Raw genomic sequence first — 24,888 nt, forward strand, 5'->3', positions numbered from 1 at the left:
TTTTATGGTTATGAGAAGTCATTTGAGTCGCTTAAGCAATTGGAACAAGCCATTGTAGACTATATTGATTACTACAACAATAAACGAATTAAGGTAAAACTAAAAGGACTTAGCCCTGTGCAATACAGAACTAAATCCTTCGGATAAATTAATTGTCTAACTTTTTGGGGTCAGTACACTCTGGCCTTGCTTTTTATCGACTCATGAATTATTTAGCGATTTTTGCGAAGTATTCAAGAGTACGAACAAGTTGTGCAGTGTATGACATTTCGTTGTCGTACCATGATACAACTTTAACCAATTGTTTACCGTCAACGTCAAGAACTTTAGTTTGAGTTGCGTCAAACAATGAACCGTAAGACATACCTACGATGTCTGAAGATACGATTGGATCTTCTGTGTAACCGTATGATTCGTTTGAAGCTGCTTTCATAGCTGCGTTCACTTCATCAACAGTAACGTTCTTTTCAAGAACTGCTACCAATTCAGTAACTGATCCAGTTGGAGTTGGAACGCGTTGTGCAGATCCGTCAAGTTTACCGTTCAATTCTGGGATTACAAGACCGATAGCTTTTGCAGCACCAGTTGAGTTAGGAACGATGTTTGCAGCACCAGCGCGAGCACGGCGAAGGTCACCACCACGGTGTGGTCCGTCAAGGATCATTTGGTCACCAGTGTAAGCGTGGATAGTAGTCATCAATCCTTCAACAACACCAAAGTTATCTTGAAGAGCTTTAGCCATTGGAGCCAAGCAGTTTGTAGTACATGAAGCACCTGAGATAACTGTTTCAGTACCGTCAAGAACGTCGTGGTTAGTGTTGAATACAACTGTTTTAACGTCGTTTCCACCAGGAGCAGTGATAACAACTTTTTTAGCTCCACCTTTAAGGTGTTTTTCAGCTGCTTCTTTCTTAGCAAAGAAACCAGTAGCTTCAAGAACGATTTCTACACCGTCAGTAGCCCAGTCGATTTGTTCTGGATCACGTTCAGCAGAAACTTTAACGAATTTACCGTTAACTTCGAATCCACCTTCTTTAACTTCAACAGTACCGTCGAAACGACCTTGAGTTGTGTCGTATTTCAACAAGTGTGCAAGCATAACTGGATCTGTAAGGTCGTTGATGCGTGTAACTTCAACACCTTCTACGTTTTGGATACGACGGAAAGCAAGACGACCGATACGTCCGAAACCGTTAATACCAACTTTAACTACCATTAGTGATTTCCTCCTTATGAAAATCATGAAATTTTTATTGTGAAAAGAGTAACTTGAATCACTACAAATCACCTTTCAACAAACCTATTATATAACTATTTGAGTTGAATTGCAAGTACGGGCGTTGTTTTTTGTCTATACCTAGCTTATTTTTCTTTCTCCTTTGAAAGCCTATACTGTTGTCTTTCTTTGTCTACATAGCCATTTCCCGCTTTCATTTTTAGATAGAAAGTGAAAATAGAAAAGCTAAAAATTATTTTCAACACTCCAACTCTACAAGAAAAGAGACAGGAAATTCCTGCCTCTGGCTGATAATTAATTATTTGCGGCGTCCTGGTCTTTCTTTGTAACCATAGTAAGAATCTTCGATGATTTCTTGCATATGGTCAACCATTGGAAGACGTGGGTTTGCAGGTGAACATTGGTCTTCATAAGCAAGGAAGGCCAATTCACGAGAATGTTCTTTCCATTCTTTTTCATCGATTCCTTGTGCTTTGAAGTTCATTTGGATACCTACGCGCTCACCAAGTTCGTAGACAGCTTTTGCGTAAGATTCCACACCTTCTTCTGGAGTAGAAGCTGGAAGTCCAAGCATGCGTGCGATATCTTGGTATTTTTCATCTGCACGGTAGTAGTTGTACTTAGGCCATGTTGCTGTCTTAGCTGGACGTGTACCGTTGTAGCGGATAACGTATGGAAGTAAGATAGCATTAGTACGGCCGTGGATTGTGTGGAATTGCGCACCAATCTTATGGGCCATTGAGTGAGAAATACCTAGGAAGGCATTTGCAAAGGCCATACCAGCGATTGTTGAAGCGTTATGCATTTTCTCACGTGAGTGGAAGTCTGCATTCTTAACTGAGCTTTCAAGGTTTTCGAATACAAGTTTGATGGCTTGAAGTGCAAGACCATCAGTGTAGTCGCTAGCCATTTGTGATACGTAAGCTTCAGTCGCGTGGGTCAATACGTCCATACCAGTGTCCGCAGCAACAAATCCAGGAACTGTCAATACCAAAGCAGGGTCTACGATTGCCACAGTTGGTGTCAATGAGTAATCAGCGATTGGGTATTTACGGTTATTTGCTTTATCAGAGATAACGGCAAATGGTGTTACTTCAGATCCTGTACCAGATGTTGTTGGGATTGCGATGAATTTAGTCTTCTTACCAAGCAATGGGAATTTGAAGGCACGTTTACGGATATCCATGAATTTTTGGACAAGGTCACGGAAGTCCACTTCTGGTTGTTCGTAGAAGAGCCACATTACTTTAGCAGCATCCATTGGAGATCCACCACCGAGAGCGATGATTGTATCTGGTTTGAAGGCACGCATAATCTCAGTACCGCGTTCAACTGTAGTGATATCTGGATCTGGTTCTACATCAGCAAAGATTTGGTAAACAACCTTATTGCGACGAAGGTCAAGCTGTTCGATGATACGATCTAGGAAACCAAGCTCTACCATAGCGTGGTCAGTAACGATCATGACACGCTCAACGTCACGACATTTTTGAAGGTATTGAATTGAATCACGTTCAAAGTATGTTTTTGAAGGAAGTTTCATCCATTGCATGTTATTTCTCCGTCTTCCGACTTTTTTGATATTCAAGAGGTTAATGGCGCTAACGTTATCCCCAACTGAGTTGCGTCCGTAAGAACCACATCCGAGTGTCAATGATGGCAAGAAGGCATTGTAAACGTCCCCGATACCACCGAAAGTAGAAGGTGAGTTACAGATAACACGAATAGCTTTAACAGCTTTACCAAATTCTTTAGTCAATTCTTCATCAGCTGTGTGGATGGCTGCTGAGTGCCCAAGACCGTTAAATTCAACCATTTGACGAGCTTTGTTAATTCCGTCTTCACGGCTTTCAGATTTCAAAACTGCGATAACTGGTGACAATTTTTCACGAGTCAATGGCTCGTTTTCACCAACTTCTTTACATTCTGCAGCAAGAATGTTTGTTCCTTCCGGAACAGTAAATCCTGCTTGTTCTGCGATCCAAGTTGCTGGTTTACCAACGATGTCAGCGTTCAATTTTGCACCAGCACAGTTTTTGCTGTTTGCTTTCACGCCGAAGCAGAATTCTTCAAGAAGAGCTTTTTCTTTTTTGTTTACAAAGTAAGTGTGGTAAGATTTGAACTCTGCTACAAATTCATCATAAATTTCTTTATCAATAATAACCGCTTGTTCAGAGGCACAGACCATACCATTATCAAATGATTTAGACATGACGATATCGTGAGCAGCTTGGCGAATGTTAGCTGATTTTTCAACATAAGCTGGAACGTTTCCGGCACCTACCCCAAGAGCTGGTTTACCACATGAGTATGCAGCTTTAACCATGGCATTCCCACCTGTTGCAAGGATTGTTGCAATACCTTCGTGGTTCATCAATGCGCTAGTTGCTTCCATAGATGGTTCAGTAATCCACTGTACACAATTTTCAGGAGCTCCTGCTTTAATCGCTGCATCACGCACGATTTGAGCAGCGTGAGCAGATGATTCTTGAGCTGATGGGTGGAATGCAAAGACAATAGGATTACGAGTCTTCAATGAAATCAACGCTTTAAAGATTGCTGTTGAAGTAGGGTTTGTTGTTGGAGTGATACCACAAACAACACCAATCGGTTCAGCAATAAGAGTCAATCCTGTCACATCGTCTTCTTCAATAACACCAACTGTTTTAGTGTGGCGCATGTTGTTTACTACGTGCTCACAGGCAAACAAGTTCTTAGTCGCTTTATCTTCAAATACTCCACGTCCTGTTTCTTCAAAGGCATGTAGAGCCAATTCTCCGTGGGCATCAAGAGCTGCAACTGAAGCTTTTGCTACAATATAATCAACTTGATCTTGGTCAAGTTTACGCATTTCTTCAAGGGCAACCAAAGCTTTTTGCACCAAACCATCGACATGCTTTTCAGCAGCGAGTTTCTTTTCTTCTGGTGTCACAGTTTTTTTATCAGCCATATTTTCCTCCATAGCTTTCAAGGATCGACATCCTTTGTTAATTTTTTCACAAGTTTATTATAACGCATTATTTCAACTTTGTAAACAGTTTCATAAACATTTCACAAAGAATTTTTAAACTCTTGTGAAATGTTTCTCATTTCCTTTTCTTATCAAGTTTTATCTTTGAAGTTTGTGAAATTCATTTCAAATATTTTTTATTTCACAAGCTTGCTTGGAAGAGGGACTTGGAAAGAAAGGGATTTGCAGGTAAGCGCTTACTTTGCAATTCTAATAATACCTCCTTTGATAAGGAGGCTTTATTTTTGTTGAAAAACGCCTTGTTTAAAAGTCCCTTCATAAACGACTTCTTGTTCTGTTGTTAGTTTCCCTTTTCCTTCAGCCTGACCATTTACAAAATCACCTTCGTAGGTCCAGCCTTCTTTGGATTGAAAGGTGCCTTTTCCGTTGAAGGCTCCATTGTTGAAACCACCTGTATATTGGTCTCCATTTTGGAAAGTAATGGTACCTTGCCCATTCATTTTACCACGAACAAGAGTGCCATCGTAAACAATGGTTCCATTATCAAGCTTTAGAACACCTTTTCCGGGAATATTTAGAAAAAAGACGAGTACAGCACAGAAAACAATGGCAACTACTGCCAAAATCTCTAAACGTGGACGAGTCAGATAGACACGATACTTGTCGTAAAAATTCTTAAGATTTTCCACCTTCACTCTCCTTCTCTAAACGTTCTAACCAAGCTTGACAGCCCTCTTGAACACGCTGATAGGTTTCCTCAAAATCTCCTGTATACCAAGGATCTGGAACACTTTCAGATGCAAATGAGTAAATCTTATCTTGACAGTCTACTGGACACATCTGACGTAGGTCAGAAACATTTGAAGCATCCATTCCGATAATATAATCAAAGGCTTCAAAATCTTCCTTACTAATCTGAAGCGATGTCTTGCCTTTTTCATAAGGAATCTCATACTGGTGAAAAATCCCTTGAGTTCCCTTGTGAATCGGATTGCCATGTTCCCAAGAAGAAGTCGCTCGACTTTGGATTTCATAATTATCTGTCATTGATTTCATAACAAACTCAGCCATAGGACTACGGCAAATATTCCCCAGACAGACAAAGACTAGTTTTTTCATCCCATTTCCTTTCTTTTATAGAAAAACGGGAGTTAGTAATCCCGTCTTATTTTTCAATTGCACCTTCTAGTGAAGCTGTTTCTTTCAGCGGTAATACTGTCTTGATAGCAGCTAGTTCAAAAGTCAAGTAAACGCCATCTACATCAAGTACGATTGTTCTCTTCTCAGTATCTACTTCATCGACTGTCCCGTAAAGTCCACCGATTGTAATGACTTCATAACCTTTTTGTAGTTTGTTTAAGCTTTCCATACGTTTTTGTGCTTGTTTCTTTTGAGAGCGTTGCATAAAGAACATCAAGCCCAACATCGCTACAAGCATAATTAAAAATGTATAATTTGGATTCATTGTCTTCTCCTTTGTCTTTTACATAGGACTACTATATCAAATTTCAGCTACTTTTACAAGATTGTACCTTGCTTTTATGCCAATAAAAAACTTTGCATGTGACATTCATGATATTCAAAAACAATTAGAATTCCACATCTATCCCTCCATTGACCCCCCCCCTTCATCGCTTGTGATACAATAAATATGATAACAGCGCAACGATTATTGTATGCTATCGCATTGCAGATAAAAAACGGCAAAGCAGAAACTGCCTCACCGTTCTCGGGTAACATCTTATTTCTTTTTCAAATATTTAGAAAGTTCATTTATTACCCACACAAAAATAGCTATCCATTGAGCAATAGAAAAAAAGATAAAAAACATGGAAAATAATGCATCTGTGGTTAAAGTTAATACACTCAAATTTCTACACAATATTAAAGAAATGAATGGAACTAAAATGGCCCATGTCATCTGTAAAATCATTTTTTTCATCTTTTGTCTTTCTAATAATATCTATCTCCATGATAGTACAAAGATCTCTTGTAATTTGAGGTTTGAGAAACTTGTATGTTTACACTACCTGCTTCCCCTATACCAATGCTTCCTCCTGTAGAAACAGTAGTTGTGGTTGTGCTATATAGTCCCCCACTAAGAGTATAGTGAATACGATTTGCATCAGGCAATGCGTATTGGAAATTACCACTAAATACTAAATCGCCTGCATTGTATCCAGCATAAATGATTCTTTTTATTCCTCTAAACCAACCACTTTTACTTACTTCGCAATAAAAATAGACTTGCCCTGCATCTCCAGGGACATAAGCATATAATGTGTCATCTTGAAAAGAACTTGCTAGACGTACGTAAGAAACACTATCTACTCCAGCAATATTAACTGATCTCATCCTGCTGCTAGGAAATAACAATCGAGATGCCTCTTCATAGCTTACTCCAGTATTTTTTATATAATCGTTTATTATGTCATTTTTACTCACCTCGGTTGAAGAAGAGTCATTTAAAGAAATAGCGTAGTTTTTTTGTTCGTCAGCTTGAACAGTACTATGAAAATTAATACTTATAACAAATAAACTGATGAGAAAAAGTATAGCAATATTTAAACGTTTCATAATCATTACCTCCTCATTACGAAACCAAATATAGAACACTAGCGACCGATAATCTCTACTTTAAACCTCCTTATATTATATTTAGTGCAGTTAGCTACTGCCAAAGCCCAAGTGGTATACTTGGAATAAGTCACTGTGGATTAGTTCATTTCCTCCAATCGCTTGACGATTTCTGAAAGGCTCTAACCACATTTTTTTGTTTCAATTGGTAATGAGTTTGATGACGCATAGACGTTTTATCTCCTAAAAAACGAACTACCCTTTGACGAACAAAAAGTGATGTGGCTTCTGAAATTGACACCAGATTACCTTTGAAAAATGGACTTTTTCAAGGGCTTTTTGCCGTGCTCTAAAATCATCAAATTGAATTAAGAAATATTTTAGATAAAACTATTGACTTTTCTTATAGTTTATCTTTCAGGTTATCTTCGCTTATATTTTACTACAAAACATTGTTAAAGTCAAAGAAAATGAATACGCTTTCTTTATTTCAGTTCTTAGGTTTCGGTTCTTAGCTGATATTCCTAAACTAGTATCATCGGTCATAAAAAAACCAGAGCTTGCGCCCTGATTTTTAGGATTATTTCAAGTTTTGAACGACTTTTACAAGATTTTCGACAGTAAAGCCATATTCTGCCAATACTTTTGGTGCTGGGGCAGATGCTCCGAAGGTATCAATACCTAGAACGGCACCATCGAGACCAACATATTTGTACCAGTTTTGAGTTGCACCCATTTCGACTGCAACACGACGGCGAACTGCATTTGGAAGAATTTCTTCCTTGTAAGCTGCATCTTGTTTATCAAAGACATCTGTAGATGGCATGCTGACTACTCGGACTTTTGCACCTTGACTAGCCAATTCTTTGGCAGCTGAGACAGCAAGATTGACCTCTGAACCTGTCGCAATCAAGATGGTATCAAAGTCTGCTGCATTTTCATAGACAACATAGGCACCTTTTGCAACTTTATTAAAATCTGTCCCTTCTTCAACAGTCAAGTTTTGACGTGTCAAGACAAGAGCGGTTGGTGTTTTTTCGCTTGTCACGGCAAGGTACCAAGCCGCTTGAGTTTCACGCGCATCTGCTGGGCGGAAAACATTGAGATTTGGCATAGCACGAAGACCTGCTAGGTGTTCAACTGGTTCGTGAGTTGGACCATCTTCACCAACCGCGATTGAATCGTGGGTGAAGACATAAGTCACAGGAAGTCCTTGCAATGCTGACAAACGGACAGCTGCTTTCACATAGTCAGAGAAGACAAAGAAAGTACCACCGTAAACACGAAGCCCACCATGAAGGGCCATCCCGTTCAAGATCGTTCCCATTGCAAATTCACGAACACCAAACTGAATGTTGCGGTTCAAGCGATTGGCATCATCTTGAAGTCCGTCAGTCTTGATATAAGTCATGTTTGAGTGAGCAAGGTCAGCTGATCCACCTAGGAAGGTTGGCAACTTAGCTGCTACAACATTCAAGGCATCCTGACTCGAGTTACGAGTTGCTTGAGAGAAGCCGTTTTCTAATGCTGGGAAGTCTGCTGGAGTTACCTCAACTGGGTCGCGTCCGTCGATAATGGCTTCGACTTCTGCAGCCAGTTCTGGATGAGCTTCTTTATAATCAGCAACTAGTTTTGTCCAAGCTTGATAAGCTGATGTGCCACGATCTGCAACATTTTCTTTGAAATCAGCGTAAACTTGTTCTGGAATTTCAAATGGTTCATAGTCCCAACCAAGCGCTTGGCGAGTTGCTGCAGTTTCATCTGCTCCAAGAGGAGCACCGTGTACCGCATTGGTTCCTTGTTTGTTTGGAGAACCGTATCCAATAACAGTCTTCACTTCAATCAAAGATGGTTTGCCTGAAGCTTTAGCTGTTTCGATAGCAGCATGGATCGCTTCCAAGTCTGTCCCATCTTCAACCAAGGCTGTATGCCAACCGTAAGCATTGTAACGGTCACGAACACTTTCAGTAAAGGAATCCTTTGTTTCACCATCCAAGTTGATGTCATTTGAATCATAAAGGACAACCAACTTGTCTAGTTTTTGCAAACCTGCGTATGAAGCCGCCTCACTTGAGACACCTTCCATCAAATCTCCGTCTCCACAAATAACATAAGTATAGTGGTCAAAGATATTGTAGCCTTCGCGGTTATATTTGGCTGCCAAGAAACGTTCTGCTTGGGCAAAACCAGTAGCAGTTGAGATCCCTTGACCTAGAGGACCTGTTGTAGCATCAATCCCCGCTGTATGGCCAAATTCTGGGTGACCTGGTGTTTTTGAACCCCATTGACGGAAGCTCTTGATCTCATCCATACTAACATCCTCAAAACCAGAAAGGTGAAGAAGGGCATAAAGAAGCATAGAGCCGTGTCCTGCTGAAAGAATAAAACGGTCGCGGTTAATCCAGTTTGGTTGAGCTGGATTGATACGAAGTTGTTTTGTAAAGAGGCTGTATGCCATCGGAGCTGCTCCCATAACCACACCTGGGTGACCTGAGTTGGCTTTGTTGATAGCGTCAATACCTAGGAAACGAATTGCATTAACAGATAGATTTGACATAGAATTTCCTTTCTATTTGAGGTGATTATTGGATCACACATTCTATTTTACTATTATATGAAAATTATCCGTATCATGCAACATACGGATAACCTCCAAAGAATATTTTTATATTATAGCAAAGCTTTAAATTGAATGTTAGAGTCTTGTTCAAAACAATCATCAAAACCACGTGGATGATGGTATTCTACTAAGTGTTGATCTTGAGGATAAGTGTACTTACCGCCAACTTCCCAGATAAATGGATGGAAATCGTATTGCAAGCGATCTTTTCTCATTTTCCAAAGTTCTAGAATCTCATTAGTAGAAGCCATGAAGTTAGACCAGATATCATAGTGAACTGGGATAATGACTTTGGTACGCAGATTTTCTGCCATACGAAGAAGGTCGATAGATGTCATTTTATCTTGGATACCTACCGGATTTTCACCATAGTTATTCAAAGCAACATCAATTTTAAAGTCTTTACCATGTTTTGCAAAATAGTTTGAGAAGTGAGAATCTGCACCATGATAGATGGTTCCACCTGGTGTTTCAAAGATATAGTTAACAGCCTTTTGAGCCATTTCTTCATCTGTAACAGCTAAGCCAGCAAGTTCACCGCCTGTCTCATCAGCACCGTTCACTGGGAGAGTTACCAAGCAAGTACGGTCAAATGATTCTACTGCATGAATCTTCATATCTTTTAATTCGATAGTGTCACCTGGTTTAACAACGATGATACGTTCTTTTGGAACACCCCATCCTTCCCAGATTCGTCCACAGTGGTAAGGACCGATAAACTTAACATGCTCTAACTTAGGATTGTTGAGAATTGCTGCAGCTGTGTATGGGTCGATATGATCACTATGGAAGTGTGAAACTAAGTAATAGTCTAGTTCGTTGATAGCAAATGGATCGATAACCATTGGCTGAACACGCAAGTTTGGTTGCAACTTACGAACACCTGCCATATTTGCCATTTGGTGCCCACGAACCATATCTTTTACTTTTTTGGTTGATTTTCCACGGTTTGACCAAAGGTCCATGACAACGTTAGCACCACCTGGTGTCTTAATCCAAGTACCACAGTTACCTAGCCACCACATGGCAAAGTTGCCTTCAGGTACGACTTCTTCTTCGATTTCTTCGTTCAACCATGTTCCCCACTCTGGGAAAGTAGCTAAAATCCATGACTCTCTTGTAATTTCTTTGATATTTGGCATATGTTGCCTCCTTTGGATATAATTGTTATCTTTGAGATTAGTATACCACCCTTCAAAACACTAAAAAAGACCAAGAAAAACACAGGTTTGTGTTCATCATTGGACTGTCCTTCAAATATCTTCCAAAAAAGCTTGAACTACTATTTCTTGATTTATAAGTGTTTGAACCTCTTCTTGGAACTTACTAGCCAACTTGCTGTCTACAATATAAGACGAAATAAGACTAGAAAGATTTTCACTGAAACTTTTGCTCTCATTACGAAATATATTGTGTTTAAGATAGTCTAGCATTTTCAAAATATCTTCTGCTTCAAGGATAGGATTAACCCTTAAAATCGGAAATCTGCTATCCAAATCATCATTAGTAGTAATCACTACATCAACTTGTGCAATATCTTCCACACTCTTAAATTGTTCTGTTGTAAATACAGTGCCAATTTGCTCATTTGGAAAATAAAGTTTGCATTGTTTCAGCAAAAGTCTCGAAACCGCAACACCTTCATCACAAACGAGATAAACTTTTTTCATATTTTTTTGAGACGATGGTGTATACTTTAAAAATCCTCCAATATGAATCGTCAAATAGGCAATATCATCGTCTGTTAGCCGAATAAACCATGCTCCTTCTAAAATTTCCGCAGATTTTCTAGTGACTAAAAATAATTCTCCATACTTGGATCGAATTTGTTTTGTTAGAGGATTTTTAGAAAAAATACCGTAAGTCTTTCTAAATAACAAGGCTTTACAGTGGATCATCAAATTTCTTAACAAATCATCCTTGTTCTCAATCTCCATTCGGATTTGTGATTCAAAATACCAGATAAATTCTTCTAAAGCAAGTTTTAATTGCCGAAAATCATCACTTTCTGCATGAATATCCAAATCTTTACGATAGGAGAGGAGAAGAACAGCTACAAGAGAAACTTCAAGTTCTGACAAAGAAATTTTAAACTTTTGAAACAACCGCTCTCCTAATTTCTTAGATACCTGATACTCTATTCTTTTTCTTATCAAAGAAAATTCTTTCTCTATATCCTGATGTCTTTCGTGATACTGTTCAACATTATGACAGCTTAACAGCAAATAAGGTAGAACCTGCAACATAAAAGTTACTTCATGATGGTTTATTTTCTTCCCTAAATCTTGTTCAACTAAAGGAACCTGTTCCTTAAAAAATTGGTTCATTTCAACAGAAAGCAAACACTCACCATCTAACCTCTCTTTCATCTTATCTTCTAAAATAGATACAAAAGTGGCATTTTCCTCCATAAAAATATGATATAGAAGCGATTGAAGATACTGAATTTTATTAAGAGGGTGGGCATGAAGGTGGTATCCTTGTGACTTGCTCACTTGCAAGGTCACCTGATATTGTTCCAAAGTTAGTTGATAACGAATACTATTCAAATCATTGAGAACAGTATTCCTAGATACCTCTGTTAACTCCATCAATTTTTCAATCGTAATACGTTCTTTAGAAATACCTATCCATAGTAACATTATCATCATACGTTCATGCGCACTCATGATATAATCGTACGAATCTACTTCCGATAATAGTTCACAACAAGCATCTCTCTGCTCTTCCGTTAAGTAAATACCAATTCGTGGAATACTAATGATGTGAAGTGCCTCATCATCCAAAGCATCATTGATTTTATCAATGTGATAGTAGATTTTTCTTCGAGATTGAGCTAGATCTTTTGAAATCGTCATAATCGTTTTGGACGTTTCTTGATCCATCAAATATTGAAGCAAGTCACAGCTCGCCTTATCTAAAACCATAATTCATACTCCTCTATTTGTCAATCGCTTCCAAAACAACTTTATAATGGTATCACATTCGTAAAGACTTTGCAATTATGTACTGTAAACTCTTAACAGTGGATACTTACAACTACAAAAGCGAGGCTTGGATCGTAAGGTCCTAGCCTCTTTTCAATTCAATTTCTTATTTCTTTTGACCGTAATAAGCATTTGGTCCATGTTTACGTTGGTAGTGCTTTTCTAGGATGTACTGGGGAGCAGGTTCAACTCTTGGATTGATTTGCTCTGTGAAACGATTCATCTTAGACACTTCCTCTAGTACAACAGAGTGATAGACAGCATTCTCTGGATTTTTGCCCCAGGTGAACGGACCGTGATTACGTACGACAATCCCTGGTACTTCAACTGGATTAAGACCACGACGCTCAAACTCTTCCACGATGACCAGGCCAGTATCTTTTTCATAGGCCACTTCTACTTCATCCTTAGTCAAACTACGGGCACAAGGAATTGAACCGTAGAAGTAGTCTGCATGAGTTGTTCCATAGAAAGGAATGTCACGACCTGCCTGAGCCCAACCAACGGCTTCTGTCGAATGGGTGTGGACCACACTAGCAATTTCTGGCCAAGCCTTATATAACTGCACATGAGTTGGAAGATCAGAAGATGGTCTTAAATCCCCTTCTAGAACCTTACCATCTAGATCAGTCACTACCATGTTTTCAGGTGTCAATTCGTCATAATCCACGCCTGAAGGTTTGATAACAATGACACCGAGTTCGCGATCGACTTCAGATACATTGCCCCAGGTAAATTTGACAAGTCCATGTTTTGGCAATGATTGATTGGCATCACAGACTCGTTTACGCATATCATTAATTACTTGATTCATCTTACATCAAACCTGCTTTCTTAATTAGTGGGTAGAGAAAGGCTTGGGCCTCTTGAATGGCTGCGCGTGTTTCTTCTACAGTTTCACAATTTTCAGACCACATTTCGATTAGGAAAGGTCCATTATAATTGGTTTGCTTTAAAATATCGAAAGCTTCTTCCCATTTGACACAACCTTGCCCAAAAGGTACATCTCGGAATTGGCCCTTTGAACTTTCTGTCACTGCATAAGTATCCTTGAGATGGAGAGCTGCGACGGCATGATGGCCAAGATAAAATTCACTGTAGACATCATTATGCCATGCAGACACATTACCAATATCTGGATATACAAAGAGGTAGGGAGAGTCAATCTCTTTTTCTACAGCCAAGTATTTTTCGATACTATTGAGGAAAGGGTCATCCATAATTTCAATAGCAAGTACCACCTGAGCTTCTTCTGCCCAGTCACAAGCTTTTCTCAAATTTTTGATAAAACGTTGGCGTGTCTGGGGTGACTTTTCCTCATAGTAAACGTCGTAACCAGCTAATTGAATCGTACGAACTCCCAAATCCTGAGCTAATTCGATACATTTTTTCATGAGTTCCAGAGATTTTTTCTCTAGAACTGGATCATTTGATCCCAACGGGTAGCGACGATGACCTGAAAAACAGATAGAAGGAATACGAACTCCAGTTTCATAAATCGCTTTGACAACTTCCAAGCGCTCTTCCTTGCTCCAGTCAAGTCTTGCTAAACGCTCGTCACGTTCATCAATAGACATCTCGACAAAATCAAAGCCTAACTCCTTAGCAAAATTTAAACGTTCTAGCCAAGTAAAGTGTGTCGGGGTTGCCTTTTCATAAATTCCAATTGGACGTGCCATGGTTTACCCCCAAATTCGTTTGATTTCATCCTTGAAGGCACGCGCTGCTCCTGCTGGATCCGCAGCCTCCGTAATTCCACGACCTGCGATAAAGGTAAAGACATCAACGCCTTCAAAGAGTTTGAGAGTATCTACATCTAGACCACCTGTTACAGAAACCCGGAAGCCCATGTCAATGAGTTTTTTAACCTTATTAAGGTCTTTTTCACCCCAAGTTTCACCAGCAAGAAGGGCATCACGAGATTGGTGATAGATAGCTTGTGAGATACCTGCATCTAGCCAAAGCTGAGCTTGTTCAAAAGTCCAATCACCATAAAGCTCGATCTGGATTTCGCCTCGGTCCCCACGTTCAGCCTTGATGGCCTTTAGAGCGGCTTCCATAGTAGGGATGGTTGCACAACAGATACAAGTCATCCAATCTGCTCCACGAACGGCATTATTTTTGGCAACTGTTCCACCAGCATCAGCACATTTTGTATCTGCTACAATAATCTTATCTGGGAAAAGGCTACGTAAGACTTCAACCAGTTCACTTCCAACTTGAAGCAAGCAAACAGTTCCAGCTTCGATAATATCTACTTCCTGACCAACAGAAACAGCTGCTTTAATTGCTCCTTGCAAGTCTGAATGGTCTAATGCAACTTGTAAATTAGGTATTCTTTTTGTCATCTCTTTATTCCTCTTTCTAACTTTCCAAATCCAATCCTTCGAGATAAGGGCTATCCTTAGATTCTTCAATCATCGCCAAGACATCTTCTTTAGTCTGGCAAGCCTGTAAACGTGCAATAGAATCTTCTAATTCAAATAAGGCAATGATTTGTGGAATGGCTACACTTGTGTGAATTTTTGAGCTTGTTGCTGCTAGTGCCAACAAAACAGATACCTCTTTCCCATCTGAAAATACAACAGGATTTTGCAAGGTAATCAATGAAAAGGCATCTCTTTGCACTCCAGCTTCAGGTCTAGCATGGGGCATAGCCATACCTGGCATCAAGATATAGTAAGGACCATACTCTTCAGTCGATTCGATGATAGCATCGTAATACTCTGGCAAAATCGCCCCACTTTCAATCAAGGGATCTACTGCTACCTTGACTGCTTCTTTCCAATCGTTAGCTTCTAAACCTAGTCGGATCGAGTCATTGTCAATTAAAGCTTGTTTTAAATTCATATCTGCCTCCTTTATTTAAAGAGGGAGAAGGACAGAAACGATAACTCTCAGTTTCTGTCCAGCCCCCTCCAACCTTTTACTGTAGTGCTTGACTGAGTTTTTCAGTGATTTCTTTATCATCCATCAAGTTGTCAAGCCCAATTAACTTCCCATTAGTCCGACCTTCCAATTCTTGAATCAAATGAAGAGAAGCGATTACGATGTCATATCCTGCTGCTAAACCTTTAGCTTCACCGACACTGCATGAATTGACTGTAAAATCTGTTTGATTAAGCTTACGGAGAGCATTTTCAACCTTCATCTTGATAACCATTGATGAACCCATTCCATTTCCACACGCTGCTAATACTTTAACCATTTTATTTCTCCTTTTCTAGATACTAAGCTTCTTCTTGAACTTCACCGTTGTAATATTTCTCTTTATCTTTTGATTTGGCAAATTGAAGTTGAGGAATAACAAGCAAGAAGAGACACACAAGTACATAACCAACAATACCAAGGTATTTGAAGATATATCCAAATCCAAGCCATGGGAATTCAAAGTCGATATTTCCATGGTAACCACCATAAGATGCTAAATCAAGAAGAGCTACACAGAGAGCTCCTAAAGCAACTTGGAGAACACCTGAGATGAAGGATAGGATAACAGCCGCTTTCCATCCGCCGCGTTTATCAGCGTAGACCGCAATGGCTGCATTGTCAAAGAACACTGGTACAAATCCTGTAATAATAAGGATAGGGTTTTTAAAGACGATGAGCAAGACAATTGTAATCAATTGACCAATCAAACCAAATGCAAATCCAGACAAGACAGCGTTTGGAGATCCAAATCCATAAGAAGCTGCAACGTCAACCGCTGGGAATGAGCCTGGCAACAATTTATTCGAAATACCTTGGAAGGCGTTTGTCAACTCAGATACGAACATGCGGACACCTTGCATCAAAACGAACAAGTAAACTGAGAAGGTAAAGGCTGTTTGAATAATGTACATAAAGAAATCTTGTTTAGCAGGATTGAATAGAGTTCCTGAAGTGATGACTTCTTTATTAGACATAATGTCTGGACCCAAGATTAAAAGAATGGCTCCGAAGAATACGAGCATCAAGGTAGCAGATGCAACAACTGTATCGTGGAAGATTGAGAGGAACTTAGGTAATTTAAGATTGTCTAAACTTTCTTCTTTCTTACCAAAGCGTCCTGCTACTTTATCTACAAACCAGATTGCAAATTGCTGTTGGTGACCAATCGCAAATCCGCCACCACCAGTCAAGCGTTGAGTTGCCTCAACAGTCATATTTGAACTAACCGCCCAGTAAAGTCCACAGATGATACCAATCGCTGCTGTACCGTAAGCATTGCGCAATTGTGGTACTAAGAATAGAACCATAAGAGATACTGTTGCAGCTTGTTGTACCATAATGTGACCAGTAATAAAGAGGGTTCTTACCTTCGTAATCTTGCGAAGAGCTACGAGCAAGATATTTATTCCGAAACCAATCAATAGAGCTGTAGTTGCAGTTCCAACAAAATCTGGAAACTCTGCTGCAATTTTGTTGTTTGCTGCAGCAAGTCCAAAGTAAGGGTCGATAACCGCTGCACCAATTTGGAATTTGTAGTTAAGGGCTGCTAAGATCGGACGGAAGGTTGTAACCAAACCACCCGCACCCACGTTGAGCAACATATACCCTACTGTTGCTTTAACAAACCCTGAGAAAACGTCATGGGCAGGTTTTTTCAAAAGCGCGTATCCTATCAATACCAATAAACCTACGAAAAATGCGGGATTCTGCAAAATATTGCTAGAAAACCAATTTAGAACACTTGAAATGACTTCCATAATTGTTCTCCTTTTTAATTGTTTTTGTAGGTTTATTATATACTTTGAAAGCGGAAACAAAAAGACCAAGAATTACACAGCGGACTGTTCACTCTTGGACTGTATGATTTATGATATTTTAATGATTAGCTTAGTTTCTCGTAGCTAGATAAAATGGAAGAATTTTATCATAAGATTTCAATAAATTTTCCACGATATCTTCTTCAGATGAATTTTCTGTCACAGAAACATCTGCTTTAACTAACACTTTTCGAACTTCCTGACTTCTCAACTTCTCACGTAAAGTACGACGATTTTCTCCGTTCGCCTCCCACCGTTGACTTTGACCATCAGAGTAGACTAGATAATAAATCCCTTCTACCACTGGAACTTCTAATACCTTGGTTTGTTTCTCCAAAGTTTGCTCATCCTTCTTACGTTCGATAAAACTAACTTCAAGTGAAACTCCAAAATCAGAAGAACTTCCATACAAACGAAGAGCCAACATAGGTTCTGTCACTTTCCCCTCACGCTGTAGATAGGCCCAGAAATGTGGTCGTAAACGTTGCGCCTGATTCATCCACTGGCTAGTCTGTTGGAGTTGCCATTCTGGATGGCTTGCTTGAAAGGCTTTGGCTAGCTCTGTAAAAGCCTTTCTGGCCTCTTGACCTTTGTAGCGAAATGCCATCATTTTCTCTCGTTCTTCTCCCGCTTTATCAGGATTACGGTACTGTAAACCAGCAAAGTCTAGATAGTCTCTTATCTTATTCAACATTAATTTAATCTCCTCCAGCTAGCAAAAAATCAGGAGAACCCTGATTTTGTTTATTCTGTATCTACAACGACATAGCGATTTGGCTCATCACCCTCAGAGTAACTAGTCACGCCATCCATACGTGAAATAATACGATGAATAATCTTGCGTTCACTATTTGACATAGGATCTGTTTGATGACTACGTCCTTCTTCTAAAACACGAGTCGCCAATTTTTGAGCATAGGTCTGCAAGACTTCTGCACGATGTTCAACATAATCATTGACATTAATAGTAATGTAGAAGGTTCTTGAATAGCGGTTGTAAAGATAATTTTGAGCCAATAGTTGTAAGGCCTTCAAAACTTTACCATGGTAACCGATAATACGACCTGGCTCATTGGTATCAATTTGTAAATTGATGCTACGACGGTTATAATCATTTGAAATCGTCGCCTCAACATCCATATCATCAATGATTGTTTGGACATAAGTCGTTACTTCCGTAGCTACTTGTTCAATGTCAAAGCTCGGTTCCACTTTTAAGCCCAAATCTTCTAATTCTTGACTTTCAGTTTGTTCAGCTTGACTCTCAACAATAGGAGTTTCTACTTCTTCTTCGAGGCCAGCTCCTTCAAGCTGTAATTCATTTAAAATCTCAATATGCCCAGTTTCTTCTAAAATGGTGTTAGCATGTTTTTCATTTTTCAAAATTTCAGCCTTGACTTCATCAGAAACCCCTTGGCCTTCTTCTTCAATCTTTTTAATTGCTTCTACAACATGACCCAAATCAACAGTCGCTTGACTGACTGTTTTGACTGGTTCATTTTGTTCGTTAATTTCTTTAGGAACACCCTTTACAGCCTGCTGATTAGCTTTAATGACCGTTGTTTCACTAATAGCTTCAATATCAACTTGAGCTGGTCTTTTACCAAATAAACCAAGAAAGCCATTTTTTTCACGAGAAATGACTTTGATATGAGCCTTCAGTCTTGGGATATCTAATTCTTTCAATCCTTTCTGGATTGCTTCTTCAACAGTTGAACCTGTAAATACTACCATTACCAGATTCCTCCTTATTATTTCGTTTTCTGAGCCTTTTTCTTGGCTTTTCTTTTTCTATTTTCCAAATCTTTCTGTGCCTGCACTACGGCCTCGCGCTCTGCAATAATCTTGAATGGATTGTTCAAGAAATAGGTTTGCAAGACTTGATAAGCATTAGACACTGTCCAGTATAGGGCGACTCCACCTGGTGCATAAACTGCAAAGATAAAAATCAAGACTGGAATCCCATACATCATCGCAGTCGTAGCGCCATTACGCTCAGACAAGGCTTTGTTGGACAACCAAGTACTTAAAAAGGTAAATACAGCTGCTAAAACAGGAAGAACAAGGGTTGTATCCACACCACCAAGGTTAATCCATAAGAAATGACCTGTCTTTAAAAAGTCAACTCTTGATAGAGCTTGGAACAAGGCCAAGATAACCGGCATCTGAATCAAAATCGGCCAAAGAGAATCTGACTGTCTGACACCCATTTCTTTAAAGACTTTACGCATTTCTTGCTCTAGCTTAGTTCTGCTTTCCATATCTCGACCTGGATATTGTTCTCGAAGCGCCTTAATACGTGGTTGAGCTTCCTGCATTTTTCTGGAAGCCACCATTTGCACTTGAAAGACTGGCAAAAGCAGTGTACGAATCAAGACCGTAAAGAGAATAATCCCCACTCCAATACTGATATCAAACGATAAAAAGCGAATAATTTCTGCAAAGAAGTAAACAAATTTACTCCAAAAATCAGCCGAATTGGCTGTAATATCGCTAGTTGTCCCATTTGTTGCACAGGCTGTCATGATTAATAGAGACAGTCCTAGCAAACTAGTCAACTGTAGTTTCTTTTTCACTCCCATTTCCTTCCTGGTAAATCTTTGATAATTTTAATACGTGGAGTAGATTTTTCTCCATCTCTGCGTATCCCAAGATTTCGACTCCTTTTCGAGCAATGACAACAAAGTCGACATCTTCTACCAGACTCCCTTTGGCATTCTGGATAATATGTCGAATCCGTCGCTTAATTTGATTTCTAGTGACGGCATTCCCCAGTTTTTTGCTAACTGATAGACCTACTCGAAAATGGTTTTTCTGGTTTTCTAGTTGGTAGACAACAAATTTGCGATTGGCAAAACTTGTCCCCTCCTTGAAAATCGCCTTAAAATCTTTCTCTCTTTTTACACGAAAGTTTTTCTTCAAAACTCAACTCCATCTATTAAATTACTACTATTATACCATATTTTTCAAAAAAGCCAATCATAGCAAGGTTTTGGACATTTCCATCAGAAAAAGAAGCTGGAAAAATCTCTTTTCCAACTCCTTGTCCTAAATATTTTTTCTAGTTTTACTTATTTTTTCAAGCGTTCAACGTCACGGGCAATGACTAATTCTTCATCAGTTGGAATAACCAAGACACGAATCTTCGCTGCCTCTGTTGAGATGTCTCCTGTCACGCCAAAGACGTTCTTCTCTGGGTCAACATCACAGCCGAACCAAGAGATACCTGAAATAACATCTTCACGTACGTTTGCAGCATTTTCACCTATACCTGCTGTGAAGATAATAGCATCTGCTCCATTTAAGACTGCAAGGTATTGGCCGATATGTTTTTGGATACGGTCAACATACATTTCATAAGCCAAAGTGGCATCGTGGTCCCCTTCTTCCATAGCAGCAATCACATCACGCATATCACTAGATTTACCTGAAACCCCCATCAGTCCTGATTCACGATTAAGGACGTGACTAATGTCTTCAGGAGTATTAAAGTCCTCTGTATATTGCATTAAGTAAGGAATGACAGCTGGATCAATATCTCCTGTACGAGTTCCCATCATCACACCACCAAGTGGAGTGAATCCCATTGAAGTATCAACAGATTGACCGCCCTTAACTGCTGTAATAGAAGCACCATTACCGATATGGCAGGTAATCAATTTCAAGTCCTCTAATGGACGGTCCAAGAGTTTTGCAGCTTCTCCTGCTACAAACTGGTGACTTGTACCGTGGGCACCATATTTACGAACCTTGTTTTCTGTGTAATATTTTGTTGGTAGAGGATAGCGATAAGCTTTCTCTGGCATACTTGTGTGGAATGAAGTATCAAAAACAACTACACTGGTAATGTCTGGCAACAATTCCTTGAAGGCACGAACACCTGCTGCATTGGCTGGATTGTGGAGAGGAGCCAACAAGCTCAACTCTTCAACTTTTTCTAAAACATCTCCTTCAACAACTGTTGATTCTTTGAAATATTCTCCACCTGCAACAACACGGTGTCCAACACCTGTAATCTCGTCATAAGTCTTGATAATATCGAAACGAATCAAGTCATCCAATAAAATTTTAACAGCTTGTGTATGATTTTCGATATCCAAAATTTGTTGTTCAGAACGGCCATCAAATTTTACAGTTGAAATAGAATCTTTCAAACCAATCCGTTCAATTAAACCTTTAGCAAGAACTTTTTCCTCTGGCATTTGATAAAGTTGCCATTTCAAACTTGAACTTCCCGCATTGATTGCAATTGTTTTTGTCATAACATGATACCCCTTTTTAAGCGTTTTCATCTATTATAACAAAATCTATTTTATATTTCAGTACCTTGAGTCCATTTTTGAAAATTTTCTTTAAATTTCATTAAAACACTTGCATCTTGCAAGCTAGCAAGCGGATAAACAAAGGGTTCTACTGCTATTTCACTTTTCTTCTGTAAGATAAAAATGGTCTTGGATTGTTTGGCATTAGCAAAGAGATTTTCAGGCAAACTAATCATAGCAACCAGACTTGCCTCCTCTTTCAACCAGCCTTTCAACAAATCACTTTGAGGACTGGTCAACAAATCACTCGGAGCTAGAAAAATAGCATATCCGTCTGACTTGAGGTACTTAAGCCCTTGTTCCATGAGCAAGTGATGGGCGTAAGTATGTTCTTGACTAGAAGCAACTTGATGGCGCGACGCAACGGCATCATCAGGATAATAGCCGACAGGCAAGTCGCTGATGACCACATCGCTTTCTTTGAGCATTTGTGGACGAACGGCATCTCCTTGGACAAATCCAGCCTGCAAACCAATTACATCTGCCATACTAGCCGCCAAATCAATCAGCAAATCATCCACTTCCATTCCCAAGTAATCCACCTTTTTATCAAGCGAGGTCAAGAAAGTAGCGCCCAAAATTCCCATCCCAGAACCCATTTCGAGGATCGTAATCTCCTTCTCTTTAAACAACTCTTCCACAATAAACACCAAAAGTAAAGCAATGGCATCTGGTGTAAACTGGTGATTGGCCTGTAGGGGCTCTGTCTGCCCAGCCTTCATCAAGAGAAACTGGTAGGTTTTGAGCCATTCTTCTTTGCGAAGCGCTAAGCGTTTAAGGGCCTGATTGTTTTCCTTGACCTGCTCTAACTCAGTCTCACCATCCAAATAGATGCTGTTTTGCTCCACCAGGGCGTCATAAAAGTTGGTCGCCAAATCACTTTGGATGACTTGGACATTCTCTAGTAAATACGTATAAGCTTGTTCAATTTTTTCAAAATCCATATTCCTATCTTATCAAATTTCCCTTCTTTTTTCCATCCTTATAGAAAAATCACTCCCTGATTAAGCGAGTGATTTTTGGGCTACTGTTAAAAAGAGTTCTGAGTAATTTCCTTGAAACAGGTCTTCAGCGCTATAGAGGATCTGACTATGTACAGATGAAAAACCAAACTGGGCTAGCCTGTTTTCCAGTTCAACCAATTCAAATCCATGATGGTTAGCCTCTGTCTTGGTAAAATCAGCAAGTAGGAGTTGTCCATCTTCCTTCAAATGTTGATGAAACAGTGAGAGAGCCGCATCCAAATCAGGCATATGATGAAGAACACGACAAACAACAATGAGATCAAACTCTTGCTCTAAGGGATTTTTCAGTAAATCTTGTTCCAAAAACTGGATATTCTTGATGTCTTGCTGCTCCGCTTTCAAACGAGCTTGTTCCAGCATTTTCTCCGAAATATCCACCAATGTTACAGACTTAGCTTGCTTGGCTAGGGGCAAGGTTAACAGACCCGTCCCTCCACCGAAATCCAAAATTTCTTTGTCTAATAGAAGATCAATCTGTTTCTCGACTGCTTGACAAACCAAGTTTGCAAGGAATATATTTTTAGGGGAATCAAAAGTTTCTGCTTTGTGGTTAAAATCATGTTTCATATTTTTAGTTTAGCACAAAGTAGCTTGATTGGCTAGGAATTCTCTTTCTTTTCAGCCTTCTCTTCTGATTTTTTCTTCTCTGCTTGATTACTTGAATCAGTCACTACCTTTTCCTTTTTATCTATTTTCTCTTCTTTGATTTTGACTGAAGGAAAGATGAACTCATATTGACTCTTAGGCGTACGAACCGTCGTCACCAAGCTTGTTTTCTTGTTTTGATAGCTTACCTGACCTAGATTAAAGACCTGTTCCCCACTTTCTTGCTCAACCTTATCTTTGGTTCGCTTAGCCATGGCAAAAGCAATCAGCTTTTCTTTATTCAAAGCATAGTCTTGATAGTGGGCGACTTGTCTGTTCAAGTAAAATTGTAACAAAAGACTAAAGATGGCTGCCATAGTGACTGCATAGAGGAGAACACCTGCCTTAACTTTTTTCTTTTTCCACACGATAGATGAACTCCCTTTCTAAGCCTTTTTGGAACTGGAAATGAAAGCGCACCAGTTGGTTGTCCTCTGTAATCTGAGCTGATTTGAGTCCATAAATCATAGGCTGATATCCTCGTCCACTGGCATCAGTTTTTCGAAAATCATCCGATTTTGACTTACCTATCGCAATTTCCTTGCCATCCTGCTTCATATAGAGGCGATTGCCCTCCACTTTTTCGAATTGCGAACGGTCTAATTCTGCCTCCAGCTGGTCCACAAACAAGAGCCACTCCTTTTGCTCGCTTTGTTGCTGGTAGCGAACTTCTGAAATGAGGAGCTGACTCATGGCTTGAAAGAGGAGTAAACTTCCACTGATGACAATGAGAGCAATCAGTGATTCCAACAAGGTGAAAGCATTGACCTTATGGCTCTTTGATAGCCAACAACTGTTCTGAACCATGATAAACCTCCAATCCCTTTTCACTAGAAAACACCTGAATCTCCACTCCGTTTATCTTTACCTGATTTTGACCTGTCTGCAAGGCCATCTTAGCTACCCTCAAGACTTCTTCCTTTTGCAAGATTTTTGCTTCTTCTTGCCTATTTTTTTGAATTTGTCCCAAAAGGAGCGTCGCGATGCTGGCAAAGATAGCTAGAGCCACTACTGCTTCCAGTAAAATCACTGCCCTAATTTTTTGTTTCCTTAATGCGTTTAATTTTTCCATTTCCTAGATATAATTGATAACGAATCGCTCCTTTGCTGGTCTGAAATTCAACCTTAGCCAGGGATGAATTTCCCCCAGCTCGGTCAAATGTGATACTTTGTCCTGATGGTGCCTGAATTCCTTTAGGAACGGTCAACTTTTGGCTGCCATTACTGATCGTCTGCCCATCTAAATTTAGACTAGTCTTTTGCTGACTAGCTACACTGCGTTTTTGTGTTTCCCGATAAAGTTCTTCAAACTCCATAAAGAAAATCTGCTCCCCTACCGCCTCAAAAGTGGACTGAACAGAGCCGGACAAGCCCAAGGCAAGGATACTCACAAGTCCCAAAATCAAGAGACTTTCAAGCATGGTAAAAGCCTTAATCTGCAACGGTTTGGCTGGTATTTTGTTTAGCATGGTATTCTTTATAAGCTTTAGCCTGTTCTTCCGTGATGCGCCCATCGTCTTGTAACTTGCTTAGGCTAGCTTCTTCATTCTTATCTAAGCTATAAAGTTCTGCCTGGCTTTCCACCACCTTAACAACAGCAGCTTTTCCTTTGTCATTGACTGCTTCTTTTTGCTTGGTCAGATTAGGTACAAAGAGTAATAGAAGCACGCTGATGATGAGCAAGACTACCAACATTTCCACAAGTGTAAAAGCTTTAACCTTAGCTTTTTTCAATAATGTCATCATTTTTTTCATG

29 protein-coding genes are annotated in these 24,888 nt (G+C 39.6%); 1 reads left to right on the forward strand and 28 read right to left on the reverse strand.

Annotated elements, in window-relative coordinates:
• Positions 1 to 147 (forward strand): IS3 family transposase (locus B7698_RS01415; RefSeq protein WP_142358032.1); only part of this gene is annotated, 147 nt, incomplete at its 5' end.
• A 61-nt stretch (positions 148 to 208) separates the two neighbouring features.
• On the opposite strand, the gene gap is transcribed toward B7698_RS01415, so the two are convergent.
• From gap to comGC, 28 genes are all read right to left on the reverse strand, one after another.
• Positions 209 to 1,216, reverse strand: coding sequence for a type I glyceraldehyde-3-phosphate dehydrogenase (gene gap, locus B7698_RS01420; protein WP_000260685.1), 1,008 nt, complete (start codon positions 1,214 to 1,216; stop codon positions 209 to 211).
• A gap of 319 nt (positions 1,217 to 1,535) precedes the next feature.
• The gene (adhE, locus tag B7698_RS01425) at positions 1,536 to 4,187 is read right to left on the reverse strand and encodes a bifunctional acetaldehyde-CoA/alcohol dehydrogenase (protein WP_084864407.1); all 2,652 of its coding nucleotides are present in this window, start codon (positions 4,185 to 4,187) and stop codon (positions 1,536 to 1,538) included.
• 299 nt (positions 4,188 to 4,486) lie between these two features.
• Complete coding sequence (locus B7698_RS01430) at positions 4,487 to 4,897, reverse strand: MORN repeat-containing protein (RefSeq protein WP_084864408.1); 411 nt, start codon at positions 4,895 to 4,897, stop codon at positions 4,487 to 4,489.
• A complete protein-coding gene (locus B7698_RS01435; protein WP_084864409.1) occupies positions 4,884 to 5,327 on the reverse strand; it encodes a low molecular weight protein-tyrosine-phosphatase in 444 nt (147 codons plus the stop codon). The genes B7698_RS01430 and B7698_RS01435 overlap by 14 nt, the downstream gene beginning before the upstream one ends.
• A gap of 46 nt (positions 5,328 to 5,373) precedes the next feature.
• Positions 5,374 to 5,673, reverse strand: coding sequence for a preprotein translocase subunit YajC (gene yajC / locus B7698_RS01440; RefSeq protein ID WP_001069289.1), 300 nt, complete (start codon positions 5,671 to 5,673; stop codon positions 5,374 to 5,376).
• A 276-nt stretch (positions 5,674 to 5,949) separates the two neighbouring features.
• Positions 5,950 to 6,150, reverse strand: coding sequence for a hypothetical protein (locus tag B7698_RS01450; RefSeq protein WP_084864411.1), 201 nt, complete (start codon positions 6,148 to 6,150; stop codon positions 5,950 to 5,952).
• A gap of 11 nt (positions 6,151 to 6,161) precedes the next feature.
• Positions 6,162 to 6,785 (reverse strand): hypothetical protein, encoded by a 624-nt coding sequence (locus B7698_RS01455; RefSeq protein WP_084864412.1) that lies wholly within the window; start codon positions 6,783 to 6,785, stop codon positions 6,162 to 6,164.
• 580 nt (positions 6,786 to 7,365) lie between these two features.
• Positions 7,366 to 9,342: a transketolase gene (gene tkt, locus B7698_RS01460; protein WP_084864413.1), complete on the reverse strand. Its 1,977-nt coding sequence runs from the start codon at positions 9,340 to 9,342 to the stop codon at positions 7,366 to 7,368.
• A gap of 113 nt (positions 9,343 to 9,455) precedes the next feature.
• Entirely contained in the window at positions 9,456 to 10,547 is a 1,092-nt protein-coding gene (gene ulaG, locus B7698_RS01465; protein ID WP_084864414.1) for an L-ascorbate 6-phosphate lactonase, read from the reverse strand.
• A 111-nt stretch (positions 10,548 to 10,658) separates the two neighbouring features.
• The gene (locus B7698_RS01470; RefSeq protein WP_084864415.1) at positions 10,659 to 12,332 is read right to left on the reverse strand and encodes a BglG family transcription antiterminator; all 1,674 of its coding nucleotides are present in this window, start codon (positions 12,330 to 12,332) and stop codon (positions 10,659 to 10,661) included.
• A 166-nt stretch (positions 12,333 to 12,498) separates the two neighbouring features.
• Positions 12,499 to 13,206, reverse strand: coding sequence for an L-ribulose-5-phosphate 4-epimerase (locus B7698_RS01475; protein ID WP_084864416.1), 708 nt, complete (start codon positions 13,204 to 13,206; stop codon positions 12,499 to 12,501).
• Position 13,207: 1 nt separating this feature from the next.
• A complete protein-coding gene (locus B7698_RS01480; protein ID WP_084864417.1) occupies positions 13,208 to 14,071 on the reverse strand; it encodes an L-ribulose-5-phosphate 3-epimerase in 864 nt (287 codons plus the stop codon).
• 3 nt (positions 14,072 to 14,074) lie between these two features.
• Positions 14,075 to 14,740: a 3-keto-L-gulonate-6-phosphate decarboxylase UlaD gene (locus B7698_RS01485; RefSeq protein ID WP_049548839.1), complete on the reverse strand. Its 666-nt coding sequence runs from the start codon at positions 14,738 to 14,740 to the stop codon at positions 14,075 to 14,077.
• 16 nt (positions 14,741 to 14,756) lie between these two features.
• Complete coding sequence (locus tag B7698_RS01490) at positions 14,757 to 15,242, reverse strand: PTS sugar transporter subunit IIA (RefSeq protein ID WP_061863925.1); 486 nt, start codon at positions 15,240 to 15,242, stop codon at positions 14,757 to 14,759.
• Positions 15,243 to 15,318: 76 nt separating this feature from the next.
• Positions 15,319 to 15,600, reverse strand: a complete 282-nt coding sequence (locus B7698_RS01495; RefSeq protein WP_000241466.1) for a PTS sugar transporter subunit IIB — start codon at positions 15,598 to 15,600, stop codon at positions 15,319 to 15,321.
• Between the two features lie 22 nt (positions 15,601 to 15,622).
• The gene (locus tag B7698_RS01500; protein WP_084864418.1) at positions 15,623 to 17,080 is read right to left on the reverse strand and encodes a PTS ascorbate transporter subunit IIC; all 1,458 of its coding nucleotides are present in this window, start codon (positions 17,078 to 17,080) and stop codon (positions 15,623 to 15,625) included.
• 130 nt (positions 17,081 to 17,210) lie between these two features.
• Positions 17,211 to 17,834 carry a ribonuclease P gene (locus B7698_RS01505; protein WP_084864419.1) on the reverse strand — a complete coding sequence of 208 codons (624 nt, stop codon included), beginning with the start codon at positions 17,832 to 17,834 and terminating at the stop codon, positions 17,211 to 17,213.
• Between the two features lie 50 nt (positions 17,835 to 17,884).
• Positions 17,885 to 18,874, reverse strand: coding sequence for an RNA-binding cell elongation regulator Jag/EloR (gene jag / locus B7698_RS01510; protein WP_084864420.1), 990 nt, complete (start codon positions 18,872 to 18,874; stop codon positions 17,885 to 17,887).
• A gap of 17 nt (positions 18,875 to 18,891) precedes the next feature.
• Positions 18,892 to 19,716 (reverse strand): membrane protein insertase YidC, encoded by an 825-nt coding sequence (locus tag B7698_RS01515; protein WP_205008212.1) that lies wholly within the window; start codon positions 19,714 to 19,716, stop codon positions 18,892 to 18,894.
• Positions 19,691 to 20,062, reverse strand: coding sequence for a ribonuclease P protein component (gene rnpA / locus B7698_RS01520; protein ID WP_061590180.1), 372 nt, complete (start codon positions 20,060 to 20,062; stop codon positions 19,691 to 19,693). The genes B7698_RS01515 and rnpA overlap by 26 nt, the downstream gene beginning before the upstream one ends.
• Positions 20,063 to 20,211: 149 nt before the next feature.
• Positions 20,212 to 21,402 carry an acetate kinase gene (locus tag B7698_RS01525; RefSeq protein WP_084864422.1) on the reverse strand — a complete coding sequence of 397 codons (1,191 nt, stop codon included), beginning with the start codon at positions 21,400 to 21,402 and terminating at the stop codon, positions 20,212 to 20,214.
• 50 nt (positions 21,403 to 21,452) lie between these two features.
• Entirely contained in the window at positions 21,453 to 22,406 is a 954-nt protein-coding gene (locus B7698_RS01530) for a class I SAM-dependent methyltransferase (RefSeq protein ID WP_084864423.1), read from the reverse strand.
• A gap of 60 nt (positions 22,407 to 22,466) precedes the next feature.
• Positions 22,467 to 23,054 carry a class I SAM-dependent methyltransferase gene (locus B7698_RS01535; protein WP_020903617.1) on the reverse strand — a complete coding sequence of 196 codons (588 nt, stop codon included), beginning with the start codon at positions 23,052 to 23,054 and terminating at the stop codon, positions 22,467 to 22,469.
• Between the two features lie 32 nt (positions 23,055 to 23,086).
• Entirely contained in the window at positions 23,087 to 23,500 is a 414-nt protein-coding gene (gene comGG, locus B7698_RS01540) for a competence type IV pilus minor pilin ComGG (protein ID WP_031233244.1), read from the reverse strand.
• The gene (comGF, locus tag B7698_RS01545) at positions 23,478 to 23,939 is read right to left on the reverse strand and encodes a competence type IV pilus minor pilin ComGF (RefSeq protein ID WP_020903618.1); all 462 of its coding nucleotides are present in this window, start codon (positions 23,937 to 23,939) and stop codon (positions 23,478 to 23,480) included. Before comGF ends, comGG begins: the two co-directional genes overlap by 23 nt.
• A complete protein-coding gene (gene comGE, locus B7698_RS01550) occupies positions 23,902 to 24,204 on the reverse strand; it encodes a competence type IV pilus minor pilin ComGE (protein ID WP_153197443.1) in 303 nt (100 codons plus the stop codon). Before comGE ends, comGF begins: the two co-directional genes overlap by 38 nt.
• Complete coding sequence (gene comGD, locus B7698_RS01555; protein WP_031233245.1) at positions 24,167 to 24,601, reverse strand: competence type IV pilus minor pilin ComGD; 435 nt, start codon at positions 24,599 to 24,601, stop codon at positions 24,167 to 24,169. The genes comGE and comGD overlap by 38 nt, the downstream gene beginning before the upstream one ends.
• Positions 24,564 to 24,887: a competence type IV pilus major pilin ComGC gene (comGC, locus tag B7698_RS01560; protein ID WP_020903620.1), complete on the reverse strand. Its 324-nt coding sequence runs from the start codon at positions 24,885 to 24,887 to the stop codon at positions 24,564 to 24,566. Before comGC ends, comGD begins: the two co-directional genes overlap by 38 nt.
• Position 24,888: the final 1 nt, after the last annotated feature.

The organism is Streptococcus mitis (genome assembly GCF_002096855.1).
Lineage (GTDB): Bacteria > Bacillota > Bacilli > Lactobacillales > Streptococcaceae > Streptococcus > Streptococcus mitis_Y.

Bases quoted from the DNA above. Each gene is read 5' to 3' on its own strand.
- B7698_RS01485 (WP_049548839.1), bottom strand. From the start codon at position 14,740: ATGACAAAAAGAATACCTAATTTACAAGTTGCATTAGACCATTCAGAC.
- yajC (WP_001069289.1), bottom strand. From the start codon at position 5,673: ATGAATCCAAATTATACATTTTTAATTATGCTTGTAGCGATGTTGGGC.
- B7698_RS01505 (WP_084864419.1), bottom strand. From the start codon at position 17,834: ATGTTGAATAAGATAAGAGACTATCTAGACTTTGCTGGTTTACAGTAC.
- adhE (WP_084864407.1), bottom strand. From the start codon at position 4,187: ATGGCTGATAAAAAAACTGTGACACCAGAAGAAAAGAAACTCGCTGCT.
- jag (WP_084864420.1), bottom strand. From the start codon at position 18,874: ATGGTAGTATTTACAGGTTCAACTGTTGAAGAAGCAATCCAGAAAGGA.
- B7698_RS01525 (WP_084864422.1), bottom strand. From the start codon at position 21,402: ATGACAAAAACAATTGCAATCAATGCGGGAAGTTCAAGTTTGAAATGG.
- B7698_RS01470 (WP_084864415.1), bottom strand. From the start codon at position 12,332: ATGGTTTTAGATAAGGCGAGCTGTGACTTGCTTCAATATTTGATGGAT.
- B7698_RS01450 (WP_084864411.1), bottom strand. From the start codon at position 6,150: ATGAAAAAAATGATTTTACAGATGACATGGGCCATTTTAGTTCCATTC.
- B7698_RS01435 (WP_084864409.1), bottom strand. From the start codon at position 5,327: ATGAAAAAACTAGTCTTTGTCTGTCTGGGGAATATTTGCCGTAGTCCT.
- comGC (WP_020903620.1), bottom strand. From the start codon at position 24,887: ATGAAAAAAATGATGACATTATTGAAAAAAGCTAAGGTTAAAGCTTTT.
- comGD (WP_031233245.1), bottom strand. From the start codon at position 24,601: ATGCTAAACAAAATACCAGCCAAACCGTTGCAGATTAAGGCTTTTACC.
- B7698_RS01535 (WP_020903617.1), bottom strand. From the start codon at position 23,054: ATGAAACATGATTTTAACCACAAAGCAGAAACTTTTGATTCCCCTAAA.
- B7698_RS01475 (WP_084864416.1), bottom strand. From the start codon at position 13,206: ATGAATCAAGTAATTAATGATATGCGTAAACGAGTCTGTGATGCCAAT.
- ulaG (WP_084864414.1), bottom strand. From the start codon at position 10,547: ATGCCAAATATCAAAGAAATTACAAGAGAGTCATGGATTTTAGCTACT.
- tkt (WP_084864413.1), bottom strand. From the start codon at position 9,342: ATGTCAAATCTATCTGTTAATGCAATTCGTTTCCTAGGTATTGACGCT.
- B7698_RS01480 (WP_084864417.1), bottom strand. From the start codon at position 14,071: ATGGCACGTCCAATTGGAATTTATGAAAAGGCAACCCCGACACACTTT.
- B7698_RS01530 (WP_084864423.1), bottom strand. From the start codon at position 22,406: ATGGATTTTGAAAAAATTGAACAAGCTTATACGTATTTACTAGAGAAT.
- B7698_RS01455 (WP_084864412.1), bottom strand. From the start codon at position 6,785: ATGAAACGTTTAAATATTGCTATACTTTTTCTCATCAGTTTATTTGTT.
- B7698_RS01500 (WP_084864418.1), bottom strand. From the start codon at position 17,080: ATGGAAGTCATTTCAAGTGTTCTAAATTGGTTTTCTAGCAATATTTTG.
- B7698_RS01490 (WP_061863925.1), bottom strand. From the start codon at position 15,242: ATGAATTTAAAACAAGCTTTAATTGACAATGACTCGATCCGACTAGGT.
- comGF (WP_020903618.1), bottom strand. From the start codon at position 23,939: ATGGTTCAGAACAGTTGTTGGCTATCAAAGAGCCATAAGGTCAATGCT.
- comGE (WP_153197443.1), bottom strand. From the start codon at position 24,204: ATGGAAAAATTAAACGCATTAAGGAAACAAAAAATTAGGGCAGTGATT.
- B7698_RS01495 (WP_000241466.1), bottom strand. From the start codon at position 15,600: ATGGTTAAAGTATTAGCAGCGTGTGGAAATGGAATGGGTTCATCAATG.
- gap (WP_000260685.1), bottom strand. From the start codon at position 1,216: ATGGTAGTTAAAGTTGGTATTAACGGTTTCGGACGTATCGGTCGTCTT.